Below are 6,644 nucleotides of genomic sequence, written 5' to 3' on the forward strand. Positions count from 1 at the left end.
GCCCGCTGCCGGACCGGCATCGGTCCGGACCTTTCCGCCCCTTGTCTAATACTTTGAACTTATTCACTTAATCCACAGCCCGACTGATGCAAATGTCATCCGGGCGAGACGAATGCTCAATCGAATCGTCATCTTCCCCCTGTAGGGATCGGCCCGTTGCCGCCCGTCGAGGGACGCGCAGGGCGGCCAAAGGGGAGACACACATGACCGTCGTGACCAAGCTGTCGGCGGCCGCCTTCGCGCTGGCCGCCGCCGCCGCATTCGCACAGCCGGCCCAGGCCGAGCGCACCAAGTTCGAGTTCTGGTACGGGCTGACCGGCGACCTGGAGCAGCGGGTGCAGGACACCTGCAAGCGCTTCAACGACAGCCAGGCCGATTTCGAGATCACCTGCGTCGGCCAGGGCGGCTATCCGAACGCGGTGCAAAACGCGATCGCCGCCTACCGCGCCCAGAAGCAGCCGACCGTGGTGCAGGTGTTCGACGCCGGTACGCTGGACCTGATGCTGTCCGGCGCCTATGTCCCGGCCCGCAAGCTGATGGCCGACAACGGCTACGACATCAAGTGGGACGACTATTTCCCCGGCATCGCGAACTACTACGCGACGTCGAAGGGCGAGCTGATGTCGTTCCCCTATAACTCCTCGACGGCGCTGTTCTACTGGAACAAGGACGCCTTCGCCAAGATCGGCCGCGACAAGGGCCCGGAGACCTGGGAGGATGTCGAGCAGATCTCCCGGCAGCTGAAGGCCGCCGGCTACGACTGCCCGCTGGCCTTCAACTTCGACCCCTGGCCGACGCTGGAGCAGTTCTCGGCGATCCACAACCAGCCGATCGCGACGAAGAACAACGGCTATGACGGGCTCGACGCCGAGCTGGTCTTCAACAAGACCAAGTTCGTCGACCAGATCACCTTCATCAAGAAGATGTACGATGAAGGCCTGTTCGTGCTGAAGACCAAGGAAGGCGGCCAGGACATCGTCCCGGCCTTCGCCTCCGGCGCCTGCCAGATGACCCAGTCCTCGGTCGCCGACCATGGCACCATCGGCAAGCTGGCCGCCCCGGACATGCATTGGGACGTGGTCAAGCTGCCGGTCTGGGCCGGCACCGAGCGCAAGAACTCGCTGGTCGGCGGCGCCTCGCTGTGGGTCCTCGCCGGCAAGTCCGATGGCGAATACAAGGGCGCCGCGGCGTTCCTGAACTTCCTGGCCCAGCCCTCCTCGGTCGAATGGTGGTCGACCGTCACCGGCTACATCCCGGTGACCAATTCCGGCTTTCAGGCGATGAAGGCCGCGGGCTTTTACGACAAGGCCCCCTACAAAGGCCGCGAGCTGGCGATCGAGAGCCTGACCTACACCCCGACCACCCCGATCTCCCGCGGCATCCGCCTCGGCGGCTACATCCAGATCCGCAAGGAGGTCCAGGACGCCTTCCAGGCGATCATCGCCGGCAAGGTCTCGGTGCAGGACGGCCTCGACCAGGCGGTGGAGCGCGGCAACGTGATCCTGCGCCGCTTCGAGAAGACCTACGCCGGCAAGCAGCTGCTGTAACCGGCGCAGCCCCCTCACCCTCCCGGCCCACGGGAGGGTGAGGGGTGCAGACCCCTCCTCCACCAGCCGCCTCGGACCCGATGGAAAAACGCGCCTTCTTCAAGAACCGGACTCTGGCCTGGCTCCTGATCACGCCGCAGCTGCTGCTGGTGTTCCTGTTCTTCTACTGGCCGGCCGGCGAGGCGCTGTACTGGGCCTTCACCCTGGAGCAGCCCTGGGGTGGCGGCAATGAATGGGTCGGGCTGGAGAATTTCCAGGCGCTCCTGGGCGACAGCGCCTATTGGGGCTCGGTCGGCGTCAGCTTCGCCTATGCCGTCCTGGCCACCGGCATCGCCATGGCCGGCGCCCTGGTCCTGGCCCTGTTCGTCGACCGCCAGCTGCGCGGCTTCCAGGCCTACCGCTCGATCTTCGTCTGGCCCTATGCCATCGCGGCGCCCGCCGCGGCCATCGCCTTCCGCTTCATCTTCGCCCCCGAGAGCGGCATGATCGGCGCGCTGAACGCGCTGTGGCCCGGCCTGTGGGACCCGGTGCTGAACGCCACCCAGGCCCTGATCATGGTCGTGCTGTGCCACGCCTGGATCTGGATCGGCTACAACTTCATCTTCTTCCTGGCGGCGCTGCAGTCGATCCCGAGGAGCCTGATCGAGGCCAGCGCCATGGACGGGTCCGGCGCCCTGCGCCGGATGCGCGACATCCAGCTGCCGCTGATCGCGCCGACCCTGTTCTTCCTGATGGTGATCAACCTCACCGGCAGCTTCACCGACAGCTTCGGCATCGTCGACATCATGACCGAGGGCGGTCCCGCCCGCGGCACCGAAGTGATGGTCTACAAGATCTATTTCGACGGCTTCAAAGGCCTCGACTACTCCGGCGCCGCTGCCCAGAGCATCGTCCTGATGCTGCTGGTCATGGCCCTCACCTTCGTCCAGTTCCGCTGGGTCGAACGCCGCGTCCACTACAGCTGAGGGAGGATGCGATGATCGAACGCACCCCGATCCTGAACGCCCTGACGCATCTGATCCTGATCACCGGCCTGGTCCTGGTGCTGCTGCCCTTCGCCATCGTGCTGGCCGCGGCGACCAAGGACATCCAGGGCGTCAACCAGGTGCCGATGAGCCTGGTCCCCGGCGGCCACCTGATCGACAACCTCGCCGCCGCCTGGGACCAGGCGGAGTTCGGCCCGAAGCTGCTGAACAGCCTGGTCGTCGCGATCGGCGTCACCGCCGGCAAGATCGTGCTGGCGGCGCTGACCGCCTTCTCGATCGTGTTCTTCCGCTACCGCGCGCGGATGCTGGTGTTCTGGCTGATCTTCACCACGCTGATGCTGCCACTGGAGGTCCGCATCGTGCCGACCTACTCGATCGCGGCCAACGCGCTGTCGCCGTTCCAGAGCATCCTGGCGGCCATCGGGCTGCAGGTCGACCTGCAGTGGAACCTGCTGAACTCCTACACCGGCCTGATCCTGCCGCTGATCGCCACCGCCACCGGCACCTTCCTGTACCGCCAGTTCTTCCTGACCGTGCCGGACGAGCTCTTGGAGGCGTCGAAGATGGACGGTGCCGGCGCCATGCGCTTCTTCGCCGAGATCCTGATGCCGCTGTCGCGCACCAACATGCTGGCGCTGGCCGCGATCCTCTTCGTCTACAGCTGGAACCAGTACCTCTGGCCGCTGCTGGTCACCACCGACCAGTCCTTCAGCACCGCGGTGGTGGAGCTGAAGCGCCTGATCCCGAACAACCAGGGCGGCCTGCCGGAGTGGAACATCGCCATGGCCGGCACCCTGATCGTGATGATTCCCCCGCTGCTGGTCGTCGCGCTGATGCAGCGCTGGTTCGTGCGCGGCCTGATCGCCACCGACAAGTGAGGAGAGACCCCATGGCCCACATCGCCATCCGCGGCGTGCGCAAGAGCTACGGCAAGACGCCGGTGGTGCACGGCGTCGACCTGGACCTGCCGTCGGGCACCTTCGCCGTGATCCTCGGCCCGTCCGGCTGCGGCAAGTCGACCCTGCTGCGCATGATCGCCGGGCTGGAGGAGATCACCGCCGGCGAGATCGCGATCGGCGGCCGGGTGGTGAACCAGCTGGAGCCGCGCGAGCGCGGCTGCGCCATGGTGTTCCAGAACTACGCCCTGTATCCGCATATGAGCGTGGCCCAGAACATGGGTTATGCGCTCAAGGTGGCGGGCATGCCGAAGGCCGAGCGCATGGCCAAGGTGCGGGAGGTGGCGAAGCTGGTCGGGCTGGAGGATTTCCTCGACCGCAAGCCGGCCGCCCTGTCCGGCGGCCAGCGCCAGCGCGTCGCCATGGGCCGCGCCATCATCCGCGAGCCGGAGGTGTTCCTGTTCGACGAGCCGCTGTCCAACCTGGACGCCAAACTGCGGGTGCAGATGCGGGTCGAGATCCGCCGCCTGCACCGCCGCCTGGGCGCCACCTCGGTCTTCGTCACCCATGACCAGGTCGAGGCGATGACCCTGGCCGACGTGCTGATCGTCATGAACAAGGGCGTGGTCGAGCAGATCGGCCGGCCGGCCGAGATCTACAACCACCCGCGCACCCGCTATGTCGCCAGCTTCATCGGCTCGCCGGCGATGAACTTCATCGAGGGCCGGATCTTCGCCCCCGGCCAGTTCGGCTTCGACGAGACCAAGACCATCGCGATCGACCCGGCCTTCGGCGGGCGCTTCGTCGAACGCTCCGCCGCTCTCGGCATCCGGCCGGAGCTGGTGGAGATCGTGCCGGTCGACCATCCGGGCGCGCTGGTCGCCACGGTCGACTTCATCGAGGAGCTTGGCGCCGGCCGGGTGGTCCACACCGACATCGACGGCCTGTCCTTCGCCGTGACCACCGGGGCCGAGGCCGCCTACACCCCCGGCCAGCCGCTGGGCCTGTACCTGCCGCCGTCGCAGCTGCATTTCTTCGACCCGCACACCGGGCTGCGCCTCGATGCCGACCTGCCGGCCGAGCATCGTTTCGCCGTCGCCACCGCCGCCTGAGAGCGAGAGACAATCATGACCGACATCATCACCGCCATCGGCTTCTCCACCGGCGTCAGCGGCAAGGGGGATCTCTCCCGCCTGGACGCCAGCCTGGGCCGCATCGCCGCGCTGGGCGCCGACGCGGCCGAGCTGTCACTGTACGGCGAGGACCTGATCGCCGGCGGCCGCGTCCTGCCCGGCCGGGCGCAGAAGCTGGAGCAGATCACCCGCCGCCACGACCTGCGCTACACCGTGCACGGCCAGATCGTCTCCAACTTCATGGACGAGCAGAACCTGCCGCTGCAGAAGGCGGTGGTGCGGGCGATGCTGGAGCTGTGCGACCAGGTCGGCGCCGGCGTGCTGGTGCATCATTGCGGCAAGGCGGCGATGGCCGACCAGGCCGGCCGCGACCGGCTGGACGTGATGGAGCGCGAGGCCCTGGCCGAGCTTGCCGATGTCGCCCGCGGCTATGGCGTCAAGCTGGCCTTCGAGAACATCTTCGGCATGGATGACGGCGAGTACCGCCAGACCCCGGCCGAGGTGGCCGACACGGTGCGGGCGGTGAGCCATCCGAACCTGTGCACGCTGATCGACTTCAGCCACGCCTATATCGAGAGCACGCGACGCGGCCTGGACTGGCGCGCCCAGATCCGCGGCATGGCCTCGGCCACCGGCCATCTGCACGTGCATGACAGCTTCGGCCGGCCCTACACGATGACGAAGTTCTACGAGCCGTCCGAGGCCGTGGCGCTCGGCATCGGCGACCTGCATTTGCCGCTGGGCTGGGGCGACATTGCCTGGGAGGAGATCTTCGCCGAGCTGACCTTCCAGCCCGACACGGTGATGATCCTGGAGTTGAACGCCGACCGCTACGATGCCGAGCTGGCCGACAGCCTGGCCCGCGCCCGCCGCCTGGCCGATCTGGTCAACCAGCGCGCCCTCGCGGCCTGAGCGATGCGGGACGTCATCTCCCGGCGGGCCGGCGTGTTGCCGGCCCCCGACCCGATCCTGCTGGCCGACGCCGCTTTGGCCCCGGACGATGCCCATGACCGCTTCGCCCCCCAGGTGCCGGCGCTCAATGCCGTCGAGCATCGTCCGGCGGAAGAGGAGTGGCCGGTCGGGCCGCGGCTGCGCGTCGCCGCCTGGAACGCCGAGCGGCTGAAATACCACGCCCCCTCCGCCGCCCTGCTGCGGGGCGTCGATGTGGTGCTGCTGACCGAGGCCGATATCGGCATGGCCCGGTCCGGCAACCGCCACACGGTGCGCGACCTGGCCGAGGCGCTGGGCATGGGCTGGGCCTATGGCGTCGAGTTCGTCGAGCTCGGCCTCGGCGATGCCCGCGAATGCGAATGGCATGCGGACGAGGACAACCGCACCGGGCTGCACGGCAACGCCATCCTCAGCCGCCATAAGCTGCTGGACCCGGTGGTCATCCCGCTGGATGCCGGCGGCACCTGGTTCGCCGGACGCAGCGGCAACCAGCGCCGGCTGGGCGGGCGCATGGCGGTGGCCGCCCGGCTGGACACGAAGCGGCCGCTGTGGCTGGTCGCCGCCCATCTCGAGAGCCACAGCGACGCCGCCGACCGCGCCTGCCAGGGCGAACGGCTGGTGGCGGCGATCGACCGGCTGGTCCCGACCGGGGCCGGGGTGGTGCTGGGCGGCGACTTCAACACCAAGGAGGCCCTGGGGTCGCTGGAGGTGCCGGAGGAACCGCTGTTCGCCGTACTGCGCGCCGCCGGCTTCGACTGGCACCGCTGCAACGCGCCCGGTCCAACCCAGCGCACCCGCCCCGACGGCACGCCGGTGGCGCCCTTCGCCAGGCTCGACTGGCTGTTCACCCGCCATGCCGAGGCCGAGGCGCCGGAGACGATCCCGGCGGTCGACGCGACCGGCGCTGCGATCTCCGACCACGATGTGGTGGCAGCGACCGTGATGACGGGCGTGGCGGTCGAGCAGAAGGCTGAGGCAAGGGCCTAGAGCGTTAGCCGCTAAGGCTGATTCGAGAGGAGTTCCCATTTTGGGTGAACTGTGATTCAAGCTTTGTGCTGGATCGGAGGCCGGCATGAATGGCAGGACCCTTGTCGCAGGATCTTCGGCTGCGTGTTGTTCGGGCGGTTGAAG

6 protein-coding genes are annotated in these 6,644 nt (G+C 68.0%); all 6 read left to right on the forward strand.

Annotated elements, in window-relative coordinates; all coding sequences use genetic code 11:
* Positions 1 to 203: 203 nt before the first annotated feature.
* The 6 genes from BWR60_RS27065 to BWR60_RS27090 all read left to right on the forward strand — a co-directional run bounded on the left by BWR60_RS27065 (position 204) and on the right by BWR60_RS27090 (position 6,500).
* Positions 204 to 1,547, forward strand: a complete 1,344-nt coding sequence (locus tag BWR60_RS27065) for an extracellular solute-binding protein (RefSeq protein WP_088154851.1) — start codon at positions 204 to 206, stop codon at positions 1,545 to 1,547.
* 80 nt (positions 1,548 to 1,627) lie between these two features.
* Positions 1,628 to 2,512: an ABC transporter permease subunit gene (locus BWR60_RS27070; protein ID WP_088154853.1), complete on the forward strand. Its 885-nt coding sequence runs from the start codon at positions 1,628 to 1,630 to the stop codon at positions 2,510 to 2,512.
* A gap of 11 nt (positions 2,513 to 2,523) precedes the next feature.
* Positions 2,524 to 3,411, forward strand: a complete 888-nt coding sequence (gene ugpE / locus BWR60_RS27075) for a sn-glycerol-3-phosphate ABC transporter permease UgpE (RefSeq protein WP_088154855.1) — start codon at positions 2,524 to 2,526, stop codon at positions 3,409 to 3,411.
* Between the two features lie 11 nt (positions 3,412 to 3,422).
* Complete coding sequence (ugpC, locus tag BWR60_RS27080; RefSeq protein ID WP_088154857.1) at positions 3,423 to 4,541, forward strand: sn-glycerol-3-phosphate ABC transporter ATP-binding protein UgpC; 1,119 nt, start codon at positions 3,423 to 3,425, stop codon at positions 4,539 to 4,541.
* Positions 4,542 to 4,556: 15 nt separating this feature from the next.
* Positions 4,557 to 5,474 carry a sugar phosphate isomerase/epimerase family protein gene (locus tag BWR60_RS27085; RefSeq protein WP_088154859.1) on the forward strand — a complete coding sequence of 306 codons (918 nt, stop codon included), beginning with the start codon at positions 4,557 to 4,559 and terminating at the stop codon, positions 5,472 to 5,474.
* Between the two features lie 3 nt (positions 5,475 to 5,477).
* Positions 5,478 to 6,500: an endonuclease/exonuclease/phosphatase family protein gene (locus tag BWR60_RS27090; RefSeq protein WP_088154861.1), complete on the forward strand. Its 1,023-nt coding sequence runs from the start codon at positions 5,478 to 5,480 to the stop codon at positions 6,498 to 6,500.
* The last annotated feature ends 144 nt before the right edge of the window (positions 6,501 to 6,644 follow it).

Origin of the sequence: Inquilinus limosus (assembly GCF_002195995.1) — a bacterium.
Taxonomy (GTDB): domain Bacteria; phylum Pseudomonadota; class Alphaproteobacteria; order DSM-16000; family Inquilinaceae; genus Inquilinus; species Inquilinus limosus_C.

What these genes read in the sequence shown, in the direction of transcription:
- BWR60_RS27065 (WP_088154851.1), top strand. Translation starts at nt 204, where the DNA reads ATGACCGTCGTGACCAAGCTGTCGGCGGCCGCCTTCGCGCTGGCCGCC.
- BWR60_RS27070 (WP_088154853.1), top strand. Translation starts at nt 1,628, where the DNA reads ATGGAAAAACGCGCCTTCTTCAAGAACCGGACTCTGGCCTGGCTCCTG.
- ugpE (WP_088154855.1), top strand. Translation starts at nt 2,524, where the DNA reads ATGATCGAACGCACCCCGATCCTGAACGCCCTGACGCATCTGATCCTG.
- ugpC (WP_088154857.1), top strand. Translation starts at nt 3,423, where the DNA reads ATGGCCCACATCGCCATCCGCGGCGTGCGCAAGAGCTACGGCAAGACG.
- BWR60_RS27085 (WP_088154859.1), top strand. Translation starts at nt 4,557, where the DNA reads ATGACCGACATCATCACCGCCATCGGCTTCTCCACCGGCGTCAGCGGC.
- BWR60_RS27090 (WP_088154861.1), top strand. Translation starts at nt 5,478, where the DNA reads ATGCGGGACGTCATCTCCCGGCGGGCCGGCGTGTTGCCGGCCCCCGAC.